15 protein-coding genes and 1 pseudogene are annotated in these 19587 nt (G+C 65.5%); 11 read left to right on the top strand and 5 right to left on the bottom strand.

The annotated features are described in order from the left end of the window. Together ASG87_RS13175 and ASG87_RS13170 are read left to right on the top strand one after the other, a co-directional pair. Nucleotides 1-1419, top strand: coding sequence for a DNA polymerase Y family protein (locus ASG87_RS13175; protein ID WP_056005820.1), 1419 nt, complete (start codon nucleotides 1-3; stop codon nucleotides 1417-1419). Further along, nucleotides 1416-4670 carry an error-prone DNA polymerase gene (locus tag ASG87_RS13170; protein ID WP_056005818.1) on the top strand — a complete coding sequence of 1085 codons (3255 nt, stop codon included), beginning with the start codon at nucleotides 1416-1418 and terminating at the stop codon, nucleotides 4668-4670. Before ASG87_RS13175 ends, ASG87_RS13170 begins: the two co-directional genes overlap by 4 nt. A gap of 85 nt (nucleotides 4671-4755) precedes the next feature. On the opposite strand, the gene ASG87_RS19545 is transcribed toward ASG87_RS13170, so the two are convergent. Continuing rightward, the gene (locus ASG87_RS19545; protein ID WP_082582962.1) at nucleotides 4756-5220 is read right to left on the bottom strand and encodes a hypothetical protein; all 465 of its coding nucleotides are present in this window, start codon (nucleotides 5218-5220) and stop codon (nucleotides 4756-4758) included. Between the two features lie 78 nt (nucleotides 5221-5298). Here ASG87_RS19545 and ASG87_RS13165 point away from each other — a divergent pair, with 78 nt between their 5' ends. Together ASG87_RS13165 and ASG87_RS19540 are read left to right on the top strand one after the other, a co-directional pair. Further along, nucleotides 5299-6021: an isoprenylcysteine carboxylmethyltransferase family protein gene (locus ASG87_RS13165; RefSeq protein WP_200949100.1), complete on the top strand. Its 723-nt coding sequence runs from the start codon at nucleotides 5299-5301 to the stop codon at nucleotides 6019-6021. 191 nt (nucleotides 6022-6212) lie between these two features. After that, the gene (locus ASG87_RS19540; RefSeq protein WP_082582995.1) at nucleotides 6213-6611 is read left to right on the top strand and encodes a cupin domain-containing protein; all 399 of its coding nucleotides are present in this window, start codon (nucleotides 6213-6215) and stop codon (nucleotides 6609-6611) included. Nucleotides 6612-6978: 367 nt separating this feature from the next. Here ASG87_RS19540 and ASG87_RS13160 read toward each other — a convergent pair whose 3' ends face one another. Both ASG87_RS13160 and ASG87_RS13155 read right to left on the bottom strand, forming a co-directional pair. Beyond that, nucleotides 6979-9120, bottom strand: a complete 2142-nt coding sequence (locus tag ASG87_RS13160) for a TonB-dependent copper receptor (protein WP_082582961.1) — start codon at nucleotides 9118-9120, stop codon at nucleotides 6979-6981. Nucleotides 9121-9379: 259 nt separating this feature from the next. Continuing rightward, complete coding sequence (locus ASG87_RS13155) at nucleotides 9380-9784, bottom strand: DUF2946 family protein (RefSeq protein WP_157511085.1); 405 nt, start codon at nucleotides 9782-9784, stop codon at nucleotides 9380-9382. 485 nt (nucleotides 9785-10269) lie between these two features. On the opposite strand from ASG87_RS13155, the gene radC reads away from it, so the two are divergent. The 3 genes from radC (at nucleotide 10270) to ASG87_RS13140 (ending at nucleotide 13858) form a co-directional block, all read left to right on the top strand. Then, nucleotides 10270-10776, top strand: a complete 507-nt coding sequence (gene radC, locus ASG87_RS13150) for a DNA repair protein RadC (protein ID WP_056005813.1) — start codon at nucleotides 10270-10272, stop codon at nucleotides 10774-10776. Between the two features lie 100 nt (nucleotides 10777-10876). Beyond that, the gene (locus tag ASG87_RS13145; RefSeq protein ID WP_056005811.1) at nucleotides 10877-12829 is read left to right on the top strand and encodes a cytochrome c/FTR1 family iron permease; all 1953 of its coding nucleotides are present in this window, start codon (nucleotides 10877-10879) and stop codon (nucleotides 12827-12829) included. Nucleotides 12830-12883: 54 nt separating this feature from the next. Beyond that, a complete protein-coding gene (locus ASG87_RS13140; protein WP_157511084.1) occupies nucleotides 12884-13858 on the top strand; it encodes an arsenic resistance protein in 975 nt (324 codons plus the stop codon). A gap of 235 nt (nucleotides 13859-14093) precedes the next feature. Here the strand turns inward: ASG87_RS13140 and ASG87_RS13135 are convergent, their stop codons facing one another. Next, entirely contained in the window at nucleotides 14094-14564 is a 471-nt protein-coding gene (locus tag ASG87_RS13135) for a helix-turn-helix domain-containing protein (protein ID WP_056005808.1), read from the bottom strand. A gap of 70 nt (nucleotides 14565-14634) precedes the next feature. On the opposite strand from ASG87_RS13135, the gene ASG87_RS13130 reads away from it, so the two are divergent. Together ASG87_RS13130 and ASG87_RS19530 are read left to right on the top strand one after the other, a co-directional pair. Continuing rightward, nucleotides 14635-14985, top strand: coding sequence for a hypothetical protein (locus ASG87_RS13130; RefSeq protein ID WP_157511083.1), 351 nt, complete (start codon nucleotides 14635-14637; stop codon nucleotides 14983-14985). Nucleotides 14986-15078: 93 nt separating this feature from the next. Continuing rightward, a complete protein-coding gene (locus tag ASG87_RS19530; protein ID WP_200949098.1) occupies nucleotides 15079-15348 on the top strand; it encodes a hypothetical protein in 270 nt (89 codons plus the stop codon). Nucleotides 15349-15397: 49 nt separating this feature from the next. Here ASG87_RS19530 and ASG87_RS13125 read toward each other — a convergent pair whose 3' ends face one another. Continuing rightward, the gene (locus ASG87_RS13125; protein WP_056006503.1) at nucleotides 15398-16066 is read right to left on the bottom strand and encodes a hypothetical protein; all 669 of its coding nucleotides are present in this window, start codon (nucleotides 16064-16066) and stop codon (nucleotides 15398-15400) included. Between the two features lie 517 nt (nucleotides 16067-16583). Between ASG87_RS13125 and ASG87_RS13120 the strand changes: the two genes are divergently transcribed. Next, nucleotides 16584-17411, top strand: a complete 828-nt coding sequence (locus ASG87_RS13120) for a DUF932 domain-containing protein (RefSeq protein WP_056005803.1) — start codon at nucleotides 16584-16586, stop codon at nucleotides 17409-17411. Between the two features lie 78 nt (nucleotides 17412-17489). Beyond that, a pseudogene (locus ASG87_RS13115) lies at nucleotides 17490-19535 on the top strand (ParB/RepB/Spo0J family partition protein). Nucleotides 19536-19587 lie beyond the last annotated feature (52 nt).

The raw sequence follows: 19587 nt of genomic DNA, 5'->3' as shown, positions 1-19587 counted from the left end.
ATGTTGTGGGTTTGCATATTGCTGCCGCAGCTGGCGCTGGACGCCGTCCTCCGCCGTTTGCCTGATCCTTCCGCGCCGCTGGCCCTGGTCGGCGGACCGGCACAGCTGCGCACCCTGCACGCGGTCAATCCGTCCGCCGCTGCCGCCGGCCTTCGCGCTGGTATGCGCCTGACCGCCGCGCACGCGCTCTTGCCCGACGTCGCTATGGTCGACTACGACCCGTCGGCCGAGATGCGCTGGCAACGGTTCCTCGCGGCCTGGGCTTATCGCCACAGCTCACTGGTCAGCGCGCAGTGGCCGGGTTGCCTGTTGCTGGAGGTGCGCGCGAGCTTCGGGCTGCTCGGACCGTGGCCACGCATCGAGGCGCGCCTGCGCGAGGAACTCGCCGCGCTGGGCTTCGGTCACCGCATCGCAATGGCGCCGACGTCGCGCGCCGCACGCGTTCTCGCGGGATTGCGCGACGGGCTGGCCGTCGATCATCCCGTCGCAATGCGGGCATTGCTGGATCGCGTGCCGGTGCGCCGTGCACTGCTGCCGGATGGCGCCGGCGAGCGGCTGCATCGCATGGGCCTGCGCGACCTGCGCGCCGTCCGCGCACTGCCGACCGACAGCGCGCGTCGCCGCTTCGGGCTGCCGCTACTCGAACACCTCGATCGACTGTACGGCCGCACCGACGACCCGCTGGCATACTACGCGCCGCCCGACCGCTTCGACAGCCGGATCGAACTGGAGTGCGAGGTCGAGGGCTACACAGCGTTGCTGTTTCCGCTGCGCCGGATGATCGGCGATCTGTGCACTTGCCTGTCGATCCGCGACGGTGGCGTGCAGCGCTTCGTGTTGCGGTTGGAGCACGAGGACGCGCACACCGATGTCGAAGTTGGCCTGCTCGCAGCCGAGCGCGAGCCGGCGACGCTGTTCGAGCTGACCCGCGGCCGGCTGGAACGGGTGCAACTTGACCGGCCTGTGGTAGCAATGCGGTTGTTGGCGCGGGAGCTGCCGCCGTTCGTGCCCGCCACGCGGGATCTCTTCGATGTGCGGGCACAACAGTCGCTGCCGTGGCCGCAGTTGCGCGAGCGCCTGCGCGCCAGGCTCGGCGACACGGCGGTACACCGGATCGTACCGACCAGCGATCCGCGGCCGGAGCGCGCTTGGCGGCGTGCAGATGGGGATGCGGTACGCATCGGCCAGGCGCCGGTCCGTCCGCCGCGGCCGCTGTGGCTGCTGCCCAAACCTATCCCACTGCGCGATTTCCATGTCCGTATAGTCTCCGGCCCGGAACGCCTGGAAAGCGGTTGGTGGGATGGTGACGAAGCGCGGCGCGACTACTACGTGCTGGAGACCTCGCAGGGGCAGCGCGCCTGGGCGTTCGCGCCACCGGGCGAGCAGGGCGGCTGGATGCTGCACGGGTGGTTCGCATGAGCGGGGACGAGTTGGTCTACGGCGTCGCGCCCGATACACCGGGCGGGCGTCCGCCGCGCGCGTGGGAAGTGGCGCAGCGGCTCGGCCAGCGCGCCGCCAACGATGACGTGCGCGACGACGACCTGCCGGCCTATGCAGAGCTGCACTGCCTATCGGATTTCTCGTTCCTACGTGGCGCGGCCAGCGCGGAGAACCTGTTCCTACGTGCCGTGCAGTGTGGCTATGAGGCGCTGGCGATCACCGACGAGTGCTCGCTGGCCGGCATTGTGCGCGGCCTGGAAGCCTCGCGCGCCACCGGGCTCCCGCTGATCGTCGGTAGCGAGTTCGTGCTCGCCTGCGGACTCCGCTTCGTGCTGCTGGTCGAGACGCAGGCCGGCTACACGCGGTTGTGCGAGCTGATCACCGTGGCGCGCCGCGCGGCGCGCAAGGGCGAGTTCCGGCTGACGCGCGAGGACGTGGCGCGCGTCCTGGCGGTACGTCCCGGCGAAAGCATGGGGTGCGGCCTGTTCGCGCTGTGGCTGCCGGCAGCCGAGCCCGACGAGGTCCAGGGCCAGTGGCTGCGCGGGCTGCTCGGCGAACGTGTCCACCTCGCGGTCGAGCTGCACCGCGAGCAGGACGATGCCGCACGTCTGCGCCAGTTGCTCGCGCTGGCGTCGCGGCTGGGTATGACGCCGGTCGCCGCCGGCGACGTACACATGGATGTGCGCCGCCGGCGCGTGCTGCAGGACACGATGACCGCGATCCGCCACAACATGCCGCTGGCGGACTGCGGCGAGCACCTGTTCCGCAACGGCGAGCGCCACCTGCGCACGCGGCGGGCGCTGGGCAACATCTACCCCCACGACCTGCTCGCCGCGGCCGTTCGGCTGGCGCGGCGCTGCACGTTCCGCATGGACGAGGTGCAGTACGCGTATCCGGCCGAACTGGTGCCCGCAGGTCACACGCCAGCGAGCTGGCTGCGTGCGCTGACCGAGAAGGGCCTGCGTGAGCGCTGGCCGGAGGGCGTGCCGCCCTCGGTCGCGCAGCAGATCGAGGGCGAGCTGGCGCTGATTGAGGAACTCGAGTACGAGGCCTTCTTCCTCACCGTCGAGGACATCGTGCGCTTCGCGCGTTCGCGCGACATCCTGTGCCAGGGCCGCGGTTCCTCGGCCAACTCGGCGGTGTGCTTCGCACTCGGCATCACCGTGGTCAATCCCGCCGAGAGCCGGCTGTTGATGGCGCGCTTCCTGTCGCGCGAGCGCGATGAGCCGCCGGACATCGACGTGGACTTCGAACACGAGCGGCGCGAGGAGGTGCTGCAGTACGTCTACACCAAGTACGGCCGCGAGCGTGCGGCGCTGGCCGCGACGGTGATCCGCTACCGCGGCAAGAGCGCGGTGCGCGACGTCGCCAAGGCGTTCGGCCTGCCGCCGGACCAGGTCGCATTGCTCGCCGAATGCTACGGCTGGAGCAACGGCGAGACGCCGATGGACCAGCGCCTGCGCGATGCCGGCTTCGACCCCGACAATCCGCTGATCGCGCGTGTGCTGGCGGTGACCTCGCTGCTGCGCGGTCACCCACGGCACCTGTCGCAGCACGTCGGTGGCTTCGTCATCAGCGATGCGCCGCTGTCCACCGTGGTGCCGGTGGAGAACGCGGCGATGGCCGATCGCACCATCATCCAGTGGGACAAGGACGATCTGGAAACGATGCGGTTGTTGAAGGTCGATTGCCTCGCGCTCGGCATGCTGACCTGCATCCGCAAGGCGGTCGACCTGGTCGAGCGGCATCGCGGCTACCATCTGTACCTGGCGCGACTGGCGGCCGGCGATCCGGCGACCTACGCGATGATCCAGGCCGCCGACACCATCGGCGTGTTCCAGATCGAGTCGCGCGCGCAGATGAGCATGCTGCCGCGCCTGAAACCCAGGAACTTCTACGATCTCGTGATCGAGGTGGCCATCGTGCGCCCCGGCCCCATCCAGGGCGGCATGGTGCATCCGTACCTGCGCCGCCGGCAGGGCAAGGAGCCGGTGACGTACCCCTCGCCGGAGATCGAGACGATCCTCAAGCCCACGCTGGGCGTGCCCTTGTTCCAGGAACAGGTCATGGAGCTGGTGATCCATGCCGGCTACTCGCCGGAGGAGGCCGACGGCCTGCGGCGCTCGATGGCGGCCTGGCGGCGCGGCGGCGACATGGAGCCGCATCGCGTGCGCATCCGGCGGCTGATGGAGGCCAAGGGCTATGCCTCCGCATTCATCGACCAGATTTTCGAGCAGATCAAGGGTTTCGGCTCCTACGGCTTCCCGCAGTCCCACGCGGCCTCGTTCGCCAAGCTGGTCTACATCAGCTGCTGGCTGAAGCGGCACGAGCCGGCCGCGTTTGCGTGCGCGCTGCTCAACGCGCAGCCGATGGGTTTCTACTCGGCCAGCCAGATCGTGCAGGACGCGCGCCGGGGCGCCGGGGCGCGCAGGCCGGTCGAGATTCGTCCGGTGGACGTGACGTGCAGCGAGTGGGACTCCACGCTGGAGGGCGGCCATGCGCGGCATGGCGCAGACGACGGTGGACAGCCGGCGCTGCGGTTGGGGATGCGCCAGGTGGCGGGGTTGTCCGAGGCGATGGGGCAGGCGATCGTCGCCGCGCGGACGCATGCAGCGTTTCGCGACGTGCGCGACCTGTGTCTGCGCGCGAGCCTGGACGAGAAGGCTCGCCGGATGCTGGCCGAGGCGGGTGCGTTGCAGGCCTTGGCCGGCCACCGCCATGCCGCGCGCTGGGCAGTGGCCGGAATCGAGCCGCGACGCCCGCTGCTGCCTGGCAGCCCCGACGAGGATGCGGTGGCGTTGCCAGCGCCGACGCTAGGCGAGGATGTGCTGTCGGACTATCGCACCACCGGGCTGACGCTGCAGGCGCATCCGCTGTCGCTGCTGCGCAGCCGGCTCCAGCAGCAGCGCGTGCTCGATTCAAACCAGCTGCGCAGCGTACCGCACGGCCGCCACGTCCACGTGGCCGGCATCGTCACCCAGCGCCAGCGGCCGGCCACCGCCAAGGGCACGATCTTTGTGACGCTGGAGGACGAGCACGGCATGGTCAACATCGTGGTCTGGCCGGACGTGGCGCTGCGCCGGCGCAAGGCGCTGCTGGGCGCGCGCCTGCTGGCCGTGCGCGGACGCTGGGAGCAGGTGGACGGCGTGCAACACCTGATCGCGGGTGACCTGCACGACCTCAGCCATCTGCTCGGGGAGCTGCCCACTTCCTCGCGCGACTTCCACTGACCATGCACACGCTGCCGGCCCTGACCGACAACCTGTTCGCGCCGTCCATGCTGCAGCTGGTGGCAGATGCCGAGGGAGGCATCTGCTACTGGTCGTGTTTTCTCGTGCGCCAACTCTGAAGTGCCGCGTCCATTGCGTGACCGATCGCTAAATAAAACTCCGTCATCTCGCCCAATCGTTCTCTTGCTTTTCCAGATGTCACCGTGTCTGCACCGCGTTTCAGGAGGGTCGCAGTGTTTTCGAGCATCCGACACTGTTCGATTAGCATGCTCTCATAGTTTCGTGACACCTCGTACCGGATGCGCTTGCTTCCGCGCTCGCTGTGACGGACTGCCAGCCCGTACTTCTCCAGAAGTCGTGCCGCGACGCTGGTGCCGCTTTTGCTGACCTCAAGGTCGGTCGCGATGCGATCAAGAGTGGCCGGCTCGGCACTCAGCAACAGATAACCATGAATGCGTGCAGCGGTCTGCGGTACACCCCACGGCACCAGAAGCCGCACGATGTCCTCGATAAATCGTTGCTTGCTTTTGCTAAGTCGCTTGCCTACCATAATCTGTATATTCAGAACATACTGAATATAGTTTACTCAAGTTTCCCGAGAACGCATACCAACGAAGGTGCCAAGGCCATGTCGAGCGAAGACGGCGCCGAACGGACTGTCACCGAGCCCGAGCCCATGTCGCGCTCGGCTGCGATTGCCTACGCGATCGGTTTGCCGTTAGTGTTAATCGCGCTTGTTTTCCTTCCGGTGGGTCGTATCGACTGGATACCCGGATGGTTCTTCGTCGGCTTTACCGTGATTGCCTTCAGCCTATCGGCAATGGTTCTGGCTCGTGTGAATCCCGTCATTTATCGGGCACGCAGCCGCTTCCAGCCCGGCACGGAGCGTTGGGACAAAGTCCTACTCGCGCTGATGCTGCCGGCGATGATCGCGGAGATCCCGCTCGATACTCTCGACGCTGGCAAAATGGGGTGGTCGGTTGTTCCGTTCTCGATCGTGCTCTTCGGCTATGCGCTGCTCGGCGTAGGCATCGCGCTCGGGACTTGGGCACAGGCGGTCAATCGTTTCTTCGAACCGGGCGTGCGTCTTCAGCGCGAGCGCGGCCAATACGTCGTCAGTTCCGGGCCTTATGCAATTGTGCGCCATCCGGGCTACGTCAGCGCGCTCATGGTGTTCGCCGGTCTGGCGCTCTCGCTGGCGTCATGGTGGGCGCTGATTCCGGCAGCCTTGGCGAGCGTGATCTTGATCGTGCGAACGAGTTGGGAGGACGCACTCCTCCGTGCCGAACTCGACGGCTATGCCGACTACGCCAAGCGCATTCGGTTTCGCCTTGTACCGGGGCTCTGGTGACCATCCCCATCAGTGCCGTACGCGACCTGCCGTCATACTCCTCTCTGACGCGACTTTGCATGCTCTCAGTCGCTCTTTTTCTTCTGGATATCGTTGCACTTGGTATGCGAATTCGTGAGGCCTAGCAATTCAAGCTGACGTCGCTTCGAGGCGTGGCTTAATTCAAGCATCAGGCGCCATTGGAGGTGGCCATGAGTAAAGCCAATGACATATTCAGCACCTACGTACACTTCCACAACGATAGCCGAGCAAACTTGATTGCCGTCTCTAAATCCTTCTGGGAAGAGGTGGTGGGCGGAAGCTTTCCTCAGCTAGATCAAGGTCGACTGATGTCTGCGTTCACCTTCTCCGAGCCTTGGTCCATGTGGGAGCGTCATCCCGCAGGTGAAGAGTTGGTCATGCTCCTCTCAGGATCTGCCACACTTCTACTTGAAGAATCTGGCGTAGAGCAATCCGTAGTGCTCAGCACCCCGGGGCGCTTTATTCTAATTCCACAGAATGTTTGGCACACGGTTAAAACTACGGAGCCAACCGCTATGCTGTTCCTCACGCCGGGCGCGGGCACAGAGCATCGGCCAATTAGCGTCTAACAAGACCTTGGGAGACTTACCGTCATCGCCACCGGCTTTTCGATGTGTCGGCTAGACGTATGTTTCGCAAGGCGGCAGGTTGGTGGGTGTAGGGCGGCGCATGCGCACTGCACTACAGGCGAATGCCACCAGACTTCGGCGTGGCAAATTGCTCTGGCTCGTCGCCGAGCGGAAAACCGACCACATACAGGACATCGACCGGCGTCGGCTGGCTGCCAGGCTGTCGGGGTCATAGGCATGCTGGTTGCCGGCAAAGATCGGCAGGCTATCGAGATACACCTCGGCCGGAAATCCACGCACGATCGGCGGAATGAGTAAGACCTCGTCCGAGCGCGTGGAAGGAACGCCCGATCCGGACATGCCGCGGTCAAAACGAGAGAGCCAGTTTCATCCAAGCCACTCGACCCGGTTCGTTCACCCGGGTGCTGGTGGTGAAACCCTGAAGCTCGACCACGGACGGACTGATGTGCTCGGCGTAGGCCTTGTCGAACAGATTGTCCACGCCCGCGGTCAGGCTCCATTCTCGGTCGATGCGCCAGCCACCGTGGACGGAGAACACGCCGAAACCGCCGGTCTTACCCAGGTCCTGGCCGACGATGTTGCCTTCGCCGACCGCCACGCGGCCCTGATTCTCGACCACCCGCCACAGGGCACCGGCCGACCACGTCCCGTTGTCCCAGTCCAGTCCGAGCCGGGTTTCCAGCGGCGGCATCTGCGGTAGCGGGCGGTGTTCCGTGGTGTCTTCGCCCCAGGCGTACGCCAGCGTCGCGGAAGCCTTCCAATCATTGCCTAGACGGTATTCGGCGCCTGCCTCGCCACCGGCGACGTGGGCATCGATATTGCTGGCGTAGCCGCTGGTCATGCCGTAGTGGATCAGGATGTAGTCGTCGATGACACCGGCATAGCCGGAGATCCAGGCCTTCAAGCGCTCGCTGTGGTACTGCAGACCGATATCCAATTGGGTGGTGCGTTCGGGACGAAGGTCCGCGAACGAAGCGATCGTGGTGTTGACGTGCTGCCCGAATAGCTCCCAGTAATCGGGGAAGCGCTCGGCATGGCCGAGCCCCGCGTAAAACGTCGCCGGCATCTGCAAGTCGTGCTCGTACCGCACGAAACCGCTGGGCAAGGTGGCGTGGCGGTCCACGTCCGCCGTCGCGGATTCGCTCCCCATGCCCATCGACATCCCGCCGTCCATCGAGCCCATCGACATCCCGCTGTCGCCGTCGCTCATGGCAACGCCGTAACCGCGCACGCTTGCGCGGTCCAGGCGCGTGCCCGCGATGAGGCGATCGCGTTCGGTCATGGTCCAGGTGGCCTGGGCGAACGCGCCTTGATCTTCCATGCGCGCATCGCGCACGCGCGACAGGGCCTTGTAGTAGCCCATCGAACTACCTTCCGGACCGCCGTTGCGGACATTGTGCGTGCTGGTGGAAGCATCGGCACCGACCACCAGGTCCAGATCCTCCCAGTCGAAGGTGGCCGCTATGCGGCCGCCGGTGGTATCGCGCTGCAGGTCGCTGGCCATCGCCATGGGCATCGAGCTGTTGGGGTCGGGACGGCGCAACGTGTAGTTGTCCATCACATGGTCGATGTCGTTGCGGTAGACCTTGGCCTCCAGCTTGCTCCAGGTCTCGGTGAGGTGTTTCTTCTCGAACCGCAGTGCCGTGCTCTGGCGCAGGAATTTCACCCCGTCCATGCCGCTGAAGGCATAGGCGGCCTTGCCGTTGCCGGTGCCGGCCGACAGTTCCAACAGCGTGTCCGGATCCGGTGTCCAGCCGATGGCCGTGTTGACGTTCCAGCGGTTGTAGAGCGAATGCACTTTGTCGCCGTGCCCGTCCTCGTAGTCGTCCGAGTGAGTGCGGTTGCCATCCACATCGACGTAGAACTGGGGCGTGCCGCCCTTGAAATCGACCGTCTGGTCGTTGCGGCCAAAGGAGCCTACCGTGGCGCTGGCGTCCAGCGACGCGGCGGGTTCCAGGTAGTGCGGCGTGTCGCGCTGGAACAGCACGGTACCGGCCGAGCCGACCGGACCGTAGATCACCGATTCCGGCCCCTTGACGATGGTGACCTTGTCGTACAGGGCGGGCGAGATGTAGGCCGTCGGCGGATCCATGCGCGCCGGACAGCCGCCAGCGAGCTGGGTGCCATCGGAAACGATCGCCAGGCGCGAGCCGGCCATGCCGCGGAACACCGGATCGCCGTTGCTGCCGCCCTTGCGCATCACGGAGAAGCCGGGGACGGTCTTCAGCAGGTCGGCGCCGTCGCTCGCCGGGATCGGCTGCTGTGGCGCCTTCGGGTCGAGCACCGTGATCAGCGGCGACTGCTGGAAGTTGGCCGTGACCACTACCGTGGGAAAGGTCTTGACCTTGGAGGCGTTCGCGTCCTTGTCGTACGTGCTGTCGGCGGCCAGGGTGGTGGAGGCCCAGGCAACAGCCAATCCGGCGGCGATACAGCAGCAGAGGACGCGGTGTAGAACTGAAGATTCCAAGTCTAAAGTGTGGTGTTTCATGAGATTTCCGATGCGTTCAAGGCAAGGTCTGCCTGCCGCGAGAAATGGCGATGAACCTGTCGGCGCGGACAGTCACAGGCATGACGTCCGGTTATCGGGCGAGCACCTCGTCGCTCGGGCCGTATCCAGACGCTCCGGAAGAGAAACGACGACGGTCGTGTCGTAGAGAGACGTGCACGGCGATTACGTGCCGTCAGGACGACACGAATACACATATCGCGGATGGGGAAACTATCCGTCGCCGAACGATGCGACCTGATCAGGCCATGGGCGGCCCGCGGGAACGCCGGTCCAGCAGACGTAGGGCCGGCGCGTGGAAAGCCATGGCCTGCGAAAGGGCCGTTGTGGCTGGAAGTGCCGGCGGCAGGACGGGGACCGTCGCCGTCAGCGCAGGGCTGTGGAACAGCAACGAGCAATAGCCGCAGGCATCGGTCGAGGGTGTTGCGGGATCATGGGGTGCGCCGTGGTTGCGCTTGCCGGATGCATGATCCGCTTGGTGTTGAACCATACCCGGCATGGCCATGCCGTCGGTCATGGTCATGGCTGGCACGACGGAAAACGCCACCAGAAACCTTGAAATCAGCGGCGCGAACAGCATCAGGCCCAGGGCCAGCATGGCCAGCCAGGCGACAACCCGATGAGGTTTGGCGCGTCTGCGAAGCAAGTCGTTTCCGGAATCCAAACCCTGGACTAGAGTTTAAAGATTATGCCTGCTAAGTAGTCGCCGGCCGGAAGGTTGCGACGAAATGTCCGGCATGATGGCTCACGGCCGGCCGCGCAACTGCTGCCGGTGCACGTGCTGGTCCTGACGTCGAATCGCCTTGTAGCTCTCCCACCGCCGCTTGGCCTGGTCCTGGGGGTATTCCCGCGTCATTCGCGGGTGCTTGGCGTCTCACCTCTTTGGGCTTTCATCGCTGACGCCTGTGGTCCGGTTTATAGATCCGATCCTGCGCGCTCCGCTCAATTATGTGGTGGCGGGGTGGGGCGGCTTGCTGTTTCCCTTCACCGTATCACGGCGGTCTCGCCGTCAAGGGCTGCGCGTGCTTCGCACGCTGGCGTCCTTGCGGCCGGCTTCGCCCCCTGACTGCTGTGCTGCGCCGTGCTGGCGCCGGTGCCGGGCAATGCCGCCCGAGCAACCGGAGCACGACCATGTCGCACATTTCCTCTCCTTCCGAATCCTCGCTGCTGGTACGCGATGCGCGTGGCCGCTACATCCCGGCGACGGCCGATCAGATCCTCTCGGCCGCGCGTCAGGTCGTCGACCGAAAGATGCAACGTGGTGCGGACTTCGGTTCATCGGCCGACGTGAAGGCATATCTGCGCGCCAAGCTGGCTGGCCTCGATCATGAAGTATTCGCAGTGCTGTTTCTCGACAACCGCCATCGGCTGATCGAGTACGTGGAGATGTTCCGCGGCACCCTCGACGGCGCCCCGGTGTATCCGCGCGAAGTCGTCAAGGAAGCGCTGCGGCTCAATGCGGCGGCGGTGATCCTGGCGCATCCGCATCCGAGCGGGAATTCCCAGCCGAGCCAAGCCGACAAGATGATCACGCGCGAGCTTCGGGAGGCACTGGCGTTGATCGGGGTGCGCGTGTTGGATCACTTCGTCGTCGCCGGCAACGATGCGGTGTCGATGGCTGAAAGGGGGCTGCTGTAATGCGAGGGGCTTCGGCCCCCTTATGCCCGCTGACTCCAGCATCGAAACTCGATGCGGTGGTACGCTTACTCGGTTTGATAAGAATGAGACGCAATTAAACATGACCGATCGTGCCACGGGGCCTCATCTGCTGCGAACGACGCTTTTCCTGCTGATACTTCTGCTGTCACTTGTCCCGATCATGCCTGTGGTCGCACAGACCCAGGCGGATGATGTGCAGACGACGTGGCGGTTGCTCGATTATGTCGCCGTCGATTACGCGGGTGCAGTCTCGCACCGGGAGGTCTCCAGTCCAACCGAATACGCCGAGCAGGGCGAGTTCGCCGCTACGGTCGCCACCAAGATTGCGGGGCTGCCTTCCAACCCCGAGAAGCCGGCGTTGGTGACGGGTGCCGAGCACCTACGGCAGGCCATCGCGGATAAGGCCGACCCCGCCGAGGTGGCCGACATCGCGCACCGTCTCGCCGCATCGCTGCTCGCCGCGTATCCGGTACCCCTGGCGCCGAACACGACTCCCGATCTGGCCCGAGGGGCGACGCTGTTCAGCCAGCACTGCGCCGCCTGCCATGGGGCGACGGGCGATGGCCATGGCCCCGCGGCGGCGGCACTACCCACTCCACCCATTGCCTTCACCGACATCGACCGTGCCCGCCAGCGCAGCGTCTTCGCCCTTTACCAGGTCATCACCCAGGGCCTGGACGGCACACCGATGCAAGGCTTCGCCTCGCTGCCCACCGACGATCGCTGGGCACTCGCCTTTTTCACGAGTCATTTCGCGTTCCCCCAAGTTGCAGAGGGGGAGCGTCTCTGGAAGTCCGACCCGTCGCTCCATGGCCTGATCCCGGATCTCAAGACCCTGACCAGCACGACCCCGGCCACGTTGGAAGGCCGGATCGGCTTGGCAAGGGCCGATGCGCTCATGGCCTATCTGCGGCAACATCCCGAGGCGGTGATGACGCAGGCATCACCGGGATCGCCGCTGTCGCTGGTGCGTAGCCGGCTGGCGGAAAGCCTCACCGCCTATCGTTCGGGCCATCGCCAGCAGGCGGGAACACTGGCGCTGTCGGCTTACCTCGATGGATTCGAGCCGGTCGAACCGGTCCTTGGCTCGCGCGATGCGACGCTATTGGCGCACATCGAAGGCGCGATGGGCGAATACCGCGCGGCGATCCAGCGCGGCGAGGATGCCGAAGTGCTCGCGCAACGCGTGCAGGTGCTGAATAGCCTGTTCGACGATGCCGAGGCGGCGCTCTCGCCGGGTGCGGCGAGTGGCCTATCGACCTTCCTCGGCGCGGCCACGATCTTGCTGCGTGAGGGCTTGGAGGCATTGCTGATCGTGGTGGCGATGATCGCCTTCCTGCGCAAGGCCGAGCGCCTGGAGGTCCTGCCTTACGTCCACGCGGGTTGGGTCGGTGCGCTGATGGCCGGAATGCTGACCTGGGTCGTGGCGACTTGGGTCATCGGCATCAGTGGCGCGAGCCGGGAGCTGACCGAAGGGTTCGGCTCGGTTTTCGCCGCGATCGTCCTGTTATCGGTCGGTATCTGGATGCACGGCAAGGCCCAGGCGGGGCAGTGGCAACGCTACATCCGCGAGAAGATGGCCAGGGCCTTGACGGGTCGTTCCGCCTGGCTGCTGGGCGGCCTCGCGTTCGTGGTTGTGTACCGCGAAGTGTTCGAGACGATCCTGTTCTATGCCGCACTCTGGGCTCAGGGTAACAGCGGCGCCATGCTCGTCGGTGCGGCGAGCGCCTGCGTTGCTCTGGCGATCATCGCGTGGGCCATGTTGCGCTACAGCCGCACGTTGCCCATCGGCAAGTTCTTCAATTACAGCTCCTGGCTGATGGCCATCCTGACCATCGTGCTCGCCGGCAAGGGGATTTCGGCATTGCAGGAAGCCGGCATCGTGAACATCACCCCCTTGTCACTCGTGCCGCGCGTCTCCCTCATCGGCCTTTTCCCAACCGTGCAGACCGTCCTGATGCAGGGGTGCATGATTGCGGCCCTGGGGCTAGGCTTCTGGTGGAACCGGCGCAAGGCCGCGGTACATCCGTAGCGTTGCCTGCCGTAAACGAAACCTCAGTACGACTCCATAAAGAACTTTCATTCCGTGTCCGTCGCCAGACTGCGTGATTTTCTCGAATCCCGGCAAGTCGCCATTTATTTTTCGGTGGTCGGGCTGGCCGCGATCCTGGCATGGCGCGTGCCGGGCACGGAGGCGCTGGCGCCGGCGATCGACCCGTTGTTGGGATTCATGCTGTTCGTGACCTTCTTGCAGGTACCCTTGATCGAACTGCGCCAGGCGTTGGCGAACGTGCGCTTCCTCGGTGCAGTCCTGACGGCCAACTTCGTCATGGTGCCGATTCTGGTGGCCGTCCTGTTGCCGTGGCTGCCGGACGCGCCCTTGCTGCGCACCGGCGCCTTGCTGGTATTGCTATCGCCGTGCATCGACTACGTGGTGACGTTCGCGCACCTCGGGCGTGCCGATGCTCGGTCGCTGCTTGCTTCCACGCCGATGCTGCTGGTCGCGCAGATGTTGCTCCTGCCGGTCTTCCTTGGGCTGTTTCTTGGCGATGCCGCTGCCCGTCTCGTGCAATGGGGACCGTTCCTGCATGCCTTCGTCTGGCTGATCGCGGTGCCGCTGGCGCTGGCCGCCGTTTGCCAGGCGTGGGCGGCACGCGCGCTTGCCGGCGAGATGGCCGTTCGCATCTTGGGCCTGCTGCCCGTGCCGGCGACGGCGGCGGTGCTGTTCGTCGTGGTGGCGGCGGTGGCGCCACAGCTTGGATTGGCCTTGGATGCAGTGCGGGCCGTCGTGCCGATCTATGTGGTCTTTGCCATCGTCGCCCCGCTGCTGGGTTGGGCCGCAGGGCGCGGTTGGCGACTGCCCACGGAACAGGGTCGGGCCGTCGCGTTCAGCAGCGCCACCCGCAATTCGTTGGTGGTACTGCCGCTCGGGCTGGCCATTCCCGACGCCGTGCCGTTGATACCGGCGGTGATCGTCGCACAGACGCTGGTGGAACTCGTCAGCGAACTGGTCTACGTGAAGCTGTTGTCGCGCTTGGGTTCGACTGCGGCGCGAAAGTAGCTGCATGCACTTACCCGACGTGCCGATCGTATCTGGACGAACCGGTGCGCTTTCCTGCGGGGCATCTTGCGTTTTTTCCTGCCGAACCCGATGACGATGCGCCGGCGCGAACGCTCACGCCAACCGGTTCGTCCAATTCGGTGCATGCCGCACTAACGGCATCGCATACGCGCGTCCCCGGCCCCGAGGTGGTCGGTCACGCTGTCGTGCTGATCCGGATCTGCGCAATCCGCTTTCATTGCCTGGGTCCTGTCGCCGGTAGGCATGAAGGACACATGGTTCCGGCGGCTCTGGAAGCGTTTGCCAACTCCTCCAAGATGACGCAATCTGCGCCTGGCCCGCCTGCGCAGGACGCATCGCAGCTACGAACGAAGGCCGCGATGCTTTTCTCCAAAGCCCGCAGCTCGTCCAGCTTTTCCCGGACCACGTCCAAGTGCGCTTGCGCCAAGTCTCGTGCCTCGGTGCAAGAACGCTCCCGATCTTGAACAAGCGAGACAAGGATGCGCGTCTGTTCGATCGCAAAGCCGAAATCCCGGCAGCGTCGGATAAAGATCAATCGGCGGATGTCCTCGTCTCCGTAGACGCGCTGGCTACCGGCCTGCCGCGCCGGCCGAGGCAAGAGCCCGATTTCCTCGTAATAGCGGATGGTGGGAGCACTGGTTCCGGTCACTTTAGCCAGCGTTCCGATCTTCATTCCGATGGGCATTACAAACCCCTTGAACTTCAAGTTACTTGAGGATTTAGGATAGCCGCTGATCCCAATGTTGGAGAACCCCGTGAACCTGCCTCCTGCCATAGGCCCGACTTGCTCCCTGGATGTCCGTGCCTTCCAGGATCGCGTGAAAGCAATTGCGGAGTTCAACGCCCGCGCCTTGCAGACGCAGGAGCGCACCGCCAATACCCTTGTTCTGACCTACGCCCCGGGCAACGCCGCCGAAGTCGCTGACTTGGTAGCCCAAGAGGGAGATTGCTGCGGCTTCCTCGATTTCAGCACCCAGGAAGGAACGGCAGGCGTAGTGCTTACGATTGCCGTCCCTGCTGACCAGGCAGAGCGTGCGGACGAACTCCTGGCACCATTCGATGGGACTGCCGCCCAGTCTGAATCTTCCTGCTGCGGGGCGTGCTAAATGGTTGCCGCAGCCTCGAAGAAGGAAGGGAGAACGGTGAGAGCTATTGCCGCAACAGCCGCTACTGCTGCGGTTGCTTGTGGGGTGTGCTGCGTGCTGCCGCTCGCCATACCTGCAATCGCTCTGACCAGTGCCGGCGCCGCAATAGCGTGGTTTGGCAGCATCCACGCTTGGATGACCTGGATAGCGGCTGCGGCGGTTGCGGTGGGCTGGCTTTGGGTTGGACTCCAGGCTGCCAGATCAAAAGCCAAAACCGCACCGGCCACACTTTGGTGGATGGCGGGCGCGACCTTGGCGCTTGGCCTTGCCATTCTGTGGCCGCGTCTGGAACCTTTCCTGGTCGCCGCACTGAACAAGCCCTAGCCTTCGCGCCCGCAAGGGACGCGGCATGGGGTATCGCAAGACACTCCCTTCATGGTCTGAGCAAATCCGGCAGGCAGTCGGCGAATACCGGCTGGATCTTGCTTACCCGCTTCGCCACGGCCTCGTCGCCGGTGAGGACCGCCATCGTCATGCCGGTCATGGTCGTCAGACCGTTCGAACTGCGCAGTACCTGTAAAGCAAGATCAACCGGAAAACCCTCGGCACTACGCCTCAGCGGATGGATGCCGCCATGCACGAACGAGTTCATGGCGTGCCAAGTCACTTCCTTGAAGTGCGACAGCATCTGGTGCGCGGCTACCGGCGCACCTTGTCCGACTCGCTTGCCGATCTGCTCAATCATTTCGGTGGCGCCGGGCAAACTCCTAGCCGCCTGCTCGCTCTGCAGCGTCAACGGCGCCAGCAGTTTGTCGATTGCCGTATCGCTGGCTGCGTAGAGTAGCCACATCGCCCGCGTCAGGGCCTCGAATTGCAAGCGCATGAGGCCGACGGCGGACGTGGGCAGTCGCAGCGCCATTAAGGCTCGAATTGCCGTTGCATGTTCTACGGCGACCAAGCACATGCCGAGAGCTGACTCGCCGCGGGGTGATCCATCGAACTCGGCATCGCCCAGAAGTTCATCCAGCCGTTCGTGCAGGGCATCGGAGCGATGGAGCATGTGCTGCAAAGGGTCGTCGTTGTTGATGATGGTTTCCTCCATGGAGAGACGATAGGGCAGTCGTGCGTCCCCGGCCATGAAACACGGCCGGTCGCGCTGTCGTGCTGCGCATCGAGCCTCGCGGTGCGAGTCTCGCCCCTGACGGGCTCCCATCGTTCCCTCGCTTCGCTCGGCTGACGCCTACGGCCCGGCTTGCCGATCCGGGCCTGCGCGCTTCGCTTGCGTGGGGCCGGCGTCGACGCCGGCCGTTGCCTGTCGATCCGCCTTTCCTGACTTCATCACCTTGTCCGCGACTGTAGCCCGCGGCCGTGTGCCGTCAAGGCGCGCAGGGCCGTGTCCTCGGCTGCGCCTGCGGGCCGCACCAACCCTGCGCTTGCCTCCTTGACGGCCCCCGTCCGCGCGCTCCTGACCGTCGCGGGCGATGAACTCAGGAAAGACGGTGGCAACGAGGCCGGCCCAGGTCTCCGCGCCGACCCCACCGGAGAAGCCGAAAGGCGGGCTCCGAATCTAGGAATCCGGTGGTGGTTTTTCGACAGCAACCCTTGTCAGGAGAACGACCATGCAACTTGCTTCCCGCTTCGCGTCCCGCTCCCCGGTGCTGCGCTCGGAACATCCCTTGTCGGATGACCAAATCCGCGCGGTAGCCCCTTCCATCTTCGCGGACGCCCCCCACGAAAGCCGCTCGCAGCGGTACAGCTACATCCCCACCGCCACCGTGCTGCGCGAACTGCGCGGGGAAGGCTTCGAGCCGTTCATGGTGTGCCAGACCCGCGTGCGCGCCGACGACCGCCGCGACCATACCAAGCATATGATCCGGCTACGCCACGCCAGCCAGATCAACGGCCGCGAGGCCAACGAAATCATCCTGCTGAACTCCCATGACGGGACGAGCAGCTATCAGATGCTCGCCGGCATGTTCCGGTTCGTGTGCCAGAACGGATTGGTGTGCGGCGACACCGTCGCCGACGTGCGCGTGCCGCACAAGGGCAATGTGGCCGGGCACGTCATCGAAGGCGCTTACGAAGTCCTGCACGGCTTCGACCGCGCGCAGGCATCCCGCGATGCCATGCAGGCCATCACGCTGGACAGCGGCGAGGCCGAAGTGTTCGCGCGTGCCGCGCTGGCGTTGAAGTACGACGCCCCCGACAAGCCCGCGCCCATCACCGAAATGCAGGTGCTCGCGCCACGCCGTCTCGACGACGACCGCCGCGACCTGTGGAGCGTGTTCAACCGCACGCAGGAAAACCTCTTGCGCGGCGGCTTGCACAGTCGCAGCGCCAATGGTCGCCGCCAGACCACCCGCCCCGTGCAGGGCATCGACCAAGACCTGCGCCTGAACCGTGCGCTGTGGCTGCTGGCCGATGGCCTGCGCCAGTTGAAAGCCTGAACCCCACAGCGGCAGGGGCGGGCAGCAGCCCTTGCCGCTTCTCTCGCTGCTGCATCCCAACCGCTAGGAGTTATCACCATGAACGCCGTACTCAAAAACGAAGCCATCGTCATCGAAACCGCCGCGCCGCTGGAAGCGGCCGACCCGACCAAGAACCTGATCTTGGTTCCGCTCTCGCAGTTGCTGCCACGCCGCTCCAAGCGCAACGCACGCACGACGCCGCGCCTGTCCATCCCCGAGCTGGCCGCGAGCATTTTCCGCGTCGGCCTGCTGCAAAACCTCGTTGTCATCCTCGCCGCCGACGGCGAGCAGTACGAAGTCGTTGCCGGCGACCGCCGCCTGACCGCGTTGAAGCTGTTGGCGAAGAAGAAGCGCATCCCCGCCGACTACGAAGTGCCGTGCCTGCTGGTGCCCGACGCTTCGGCGCGTACCGTCAGCCTCGCCGAGAACCTGTTGCGCGAGCAGATGCACCCCGCCGACCAGTTCGAGGCGTTCGCCGCGCTGGTCAAGGAAGGCCGCCCCATCGAGGACATTGCCGCCGACTTCGGCGTTTCCCCGCTGGTGGTGCAGCGCCGCTTGAAGCTCGCCAACGTCTCGCCGCGCCTGCTGACCGACTACCGCGCCGGTGGCGTCACGCTGGAACAGTTGATGGCCTTGACCATCACCGACGACCACGCCGCGCAGGAAGCCGCGTTCTACGGCGCACCGGAATGGCAGCGCAGCGCGTCCGCGCTACGCGAGCGCCTGACCGAGCGCGAAATCAGCGCCAGTGATTCGCTGGTGCGTTTCGTCGGGCTGGACGCCTACACGGCAGCAGGCGGCGGCATCCGCCGCGACCTGTTCGCGGAAGGTGATGCCGGAACCTATCTGACCGACGCCGCACTGCTGGAAACGCTGGTGCGCGGCAAGCTCGACGCGCAGGCCGAGGACGTGCGCGCCGAGGGTTGGGCATGGGTGGAGGCCGTGCCGCACATCAGCCACGCGGAACGGCAGACGTTCCAGAACGCGCCGCGCCAGCGCCGCGAGCCGAGCGCACGCGAAGCCCGTCGCATCGCTTCGCTGCAAGGCCGTCTCGACAAGATCGACACGACGCTGGAAGAAGCCTACGAAGCCGAGGACGAGGACAAGGTGGGGACGCTGGAAGAACGGCGCGAGCAGGTGGCTGGTGAACTGCAAGCCATCGAGGACGCCTTGCAGGACTACGCGCCGGACGTGCGCGCCGTGGCCGGTGCCGTCGTCACCATCGGCCGTGAGGGTGACGCCGTCATCCATCGCAGCCTGCTGCGCGAGGCCGAGGCCAAGGCGCTGCGCACGCTGGAACGGCTGCGGCAGGGCTTCACGGGCGGCGAAGCCGCGAACGATGGTGACGGCGAAGGCACGGAGTCGGCGAAGGCCACGAGCCTGTCCGACCGGCTGGCGCAGAGGTTGAGTGCGCATCGCACCGCCGCGCTGCAAATCGAAGTCGCCCGGCATCCGCACGTCGCGCTGGCCGCGCTGGTGCATGGCATGGTGCAGACCGTCTTGCAGCCCGACGCCTACGACGATGGCCTGCCGCTCGGCGTGCGCCTCACGGTGTAAGAACGGCTGGAAGGCATGGCCCCGGACTGGCCGGAATCGCCCGCTGCCGTGGCGCTGCGCGAACTGCAACAGGTCGCCGGGGAAGCGTTGCCGCAGGACAGCGCTGAGCTGTTCGCGGTGCTGCTGGCGAAGCCGCAAGACGAGCTGGTGCGGCTGCTGGCCGTGTGCGTCGCGGCCACGGTTGACGTGGTGACGCCGCGCGCCACACCGCACCAACCCGGCGAGGAACTGGCATGGGCCGTGAGCCTCGACATGGCCGCATGGTGGAAGCCGACCGCAGAGGGCTATTTCCAGCACGTACCGAAGGCCGCGATTCTGGAAGCCGTCGGGGAGTACGCCCCGGAGCACGTCACCCGCCTGTCGAAGCTCAAGAAGGGCGACATTGCCAGCGAAGCCGAACGGCTGGCTGAAGGCACGGGCTGGATGCCTGCCGTGTTCCAGACCGAGCACCACACGGAGCCGGAAGGCGACCCGGAGCTGACGAGCGAAGGCGACGCGGCGGAAGATGCCGCCGACGAGGTGGAAGCCCACGCACTGGCCGCGTGATGCCGCAGCATGGCCCCGGCGCGCTGCGCCGGGGCTTCTCCCGAACCGGGCG

The organism is Frateuria sp. Soil773, assembly GCF_001428405.1.
Lineage (GTDB): Bacteria > Pseudomonadota > Gammaproteobacteria > Xanthomonadales > Rhodanobacteraceae > LMSL01.
The sequence above is the reverse complement of the archived record's forward strand: the minus strand, read 5'-3'. Positions and strand labels throughout refer to the sequence as shown.

Excerpts from the sequence above, each read along its gene's own strand:
- ASG87_RS13175 (WP_056005820.1), top strand. The coding sequence starts at position 1 with ATGTTGTGGGTTTGCATATTGCTGCCGCAGCTGGCGCTGGACGCCGTC.
- ASG87_RS13170 (WP_056005818.1), top strand. The coding sequence starts at position 1,416 with ATGAGCGGGGACGAGTTGGTCTACGGCGTCGCGCCCGATACACCGGGC.
- ASG87_RS19545 (WP_082582962.1), bottom strand. The coding sequence starts at position 5,220 with ATGGTAGGCAAGCGACTTAGCAAAAGCAAGCAACGATTTATCGAGGAC.
- ASG87_RS13165 (WP_200949100.1), top strand. The coding sequence starts at position 5,299 with ATGTCGAGCGAAGACGGCGCCGAACGGACTGTCACCGAGCCCGAGCCC.
- ASG87_RS19540 (WP_082582995.1), top strand. The coding sequence starts at position 6,213 with ATGAGTAAAGCCAATGACATATTCAGCACCTACGTACACTTCCACAAC.
- ASG87_RS13160 (WP_082582961.1), bottom strand. The coding sequence starts at position 9,120 with ATGAAACACCACACTTTAGACTTGGAATCTTCAGTTCTACACCGCGTC.
- radC (WP_056005813.1), top strand. The coding sequence starts at position 10,270 with ATGTCGCACATTTCCTCTCCTTCCGAATCCTCGCTGCTGGTACGCGAT.
- ASG87_RS13145 (WP_056005811.1), top strand. The coding sequence starts at position 10,877 with ATGACCGATCGTGCCACGGGGCCTCATCTGCTGCGAACGACGCTTTTC.
- ASG87_RS13135 (WP_056005808.1), bottom strand. The coding sequence starts at position 14,564 with ATGCCCATCGGAATGAAGATCGGAACGCTGGCTAAAGTGACCGGAACC.
- ASG87_RS13125 (WP_056006503.1), bottom strand. The coding sequence starts at position 16,066 with ATGGAGGAAACCATCATCAACAACGACGACCCTTTGCAGCACATGCTC.
- ASG87_RS13120 (WP_056005803.1), top strand. The coding sequence starts at position 16,584 with ATGCAACTTGCTTCCCGCTTCGCGTCCCGCTCCCCGGTGCTGCGCTCG.